Here is a 1,731-nt window from a genome sequence, read left to right as displayed (position 1 = left end):
GCTGTGCCGCGCACACCATGCCGTGCTTCGCCCACACGACCGAGCGCGTCGCCTGGCCGCGGGCGGATATCGCGTCGTCTGCCGCGCCCGCGGTCATGAGCAGGAGGGCGGTGGCGAGGAGAACGGTTCGAGTGCCGGGCATGGGGATTCCCTCGGGTGTCGATCGGCGGTCGGCATCGGCGCGCAAGGCTATGGTATTTGCGGCGGGCGGCGCAATCCGCGCATCGCGCCGCGTAGAATGTAACCCGAGGTTGGATCGTCGAGTCATTTGACTGGTAACCCTCCCGGCCAGGGAGGGCACACAGGAGATGACCGGCATGGGACGACGGGAGTACCTGAAGGCGATCTACAACCGCTATCACCGGAGTGCGGCGGAGCAGAAGGGAACGATCCTGGACGAGTTCTGCGAGGTCTGTAGCTACAACCGCAAGTACGCCATCCGGCTGCTGAACGGGCCGCCTCCCGGGGCTCGCCCCCGGCCGCGGCGGACCCGGGGCCCCAGCTACGGCCGGACCGTGATCCAAACCCTGGCCCAGGTCTGGGAGGCCGCCGGCTACCCCTGGTCGGTACGCCTGAGGGCCATGCTGCCGCTGTGGCTGCCGTGGCTGCGCCAGCGTCTGGCGCTGACGCCCGAACTCGAGCGCCAGCTGCGGGCCATCAGCCCGCGCCAGATCGACCGCCGGCTCCAGTCCCGCAAGCGGGTGCTGCGGCGCCGCCTCTACGGGCGCACCAAGCCCGGCACGCTGCTCAAGCACCACATCCCGATCAAGACCGATCACTGGGACGTCACCCAGCCCGGCTTCACCGAGATCGACCTGGTCTCCCACTCCGGCGAGTGCGCCGAGGGTGAGTTCGCCCACTCCTTCAACCTCACCGACATCCACACCACCTGGACCGAGACCTACGCCGTGCTCGGCAAGGGCGAGACCGGGATCCTGGCTGGCCTCGAGGAGATGCGCCGGGCCCTGCCGTTCGCGCTGTGCGGCATCGACTCCGACAACGGCAGCGAGTTCTTGAACCACCACTTGGTGCGCTACTGCCGGACCGGGCACATCCAGTTCACTCGCGGCCGCCCCTACAAGAAGGACGACAACGCCCACATCGAGCAGAAGAACTGGACCCACGTGCGCAAGCTGATCGGCTGGGACCGCTACGACAGCCCGGCCGCGCTGGGGTTGCTCAACGACCTCTACCGAAGCGAGCTGCGGCTGATGATGAACCTGTTCCAGCCCTCGGTGAAGCTGCTCCGCAAGGAGCGCGTGGGTTCCCGACTCAGGCGGGCCTACGACCGCCCGCAGACCCCGCTCGACCGGTTGCGGGTCTGCCGCGGCGTCGACCGGGCGAAGGTGAACGCGTTGCTCCGGCTGCGGGCCACCACCGATCCGTTCGAGTTGGCGCGGATCATCGAGAAGAAGCTCGACCGCATCGCCGCTCTCGCGCGACATCGAGGCGCCGAGGGTCGGGTTACAAAGCAAATGGCTTGACGATGACCCTCAGGGTTACATCAACAAATGGCTTGACAGGGGCGGCGGTCGCACCTAGAGCCGTGGCAGCGTGATCCCTTGCTGGGCCTGGTACTTTCCGGCCTTGTCCTTGTACGAGGTCTCGCACTCCTCGTCGCTCTCGAAGAACAGCACCTGCGCGATGCCCTCGTTGGAATAGATGCGAGCCGGGAGCGGCGTCGTGTTGCTGATCTCGAGCGTGACGAATCCCTCCCACTCGGGCTCGAAC

General features: G+C 67.2%; 2 protein-coding genes. One reads left to right on the top strand and one right to left on the bottom strand.

Annotated features, from left to right (window positions below; all coding sequences use genetic code 11):
- Positions 1 to 317 precede the first annotated feature (317 nt).
- Positions 318 to 1,484: an ISNCY family transposase gene (locus ACRDSQ_RS04210; protein ID WP_431418921.1), complete on the top strand. Its 1,167-nt coding sequence runs from the start codon at positions 318 to 320 to the stop codon at positions 1,482 to 1,484.
- A 54-nt stretch (positions 1,485 to 1,538) separates the two neighbouring features.
- On the opposite strand, the gene ACRDSQ_RS04205 is transcribed toward ACRDSQ_RS04210, so the two are convergent.
- Positions 1,539 to 1,731, bottom strand: a 193-nt coding sequence (locus ACRDSQ_RS04205; protein WP_431418920.1) for a dCTP deaminase, incomplete at its 5' end; no start/stop codon positions are given.

This window comes from Actinokineospora sp. (genome assembly GCF_050699995.1).
Taxonomy (GTDB): domain Bacteria; phylum Actinomycetota; class Actinomycetes; order Mycobacteriales; family Pseudonocardiaceae; genus Actinokineospora.
This window is presented reverse-complemented; position numbering and strand designations above follow the sequence as displayed.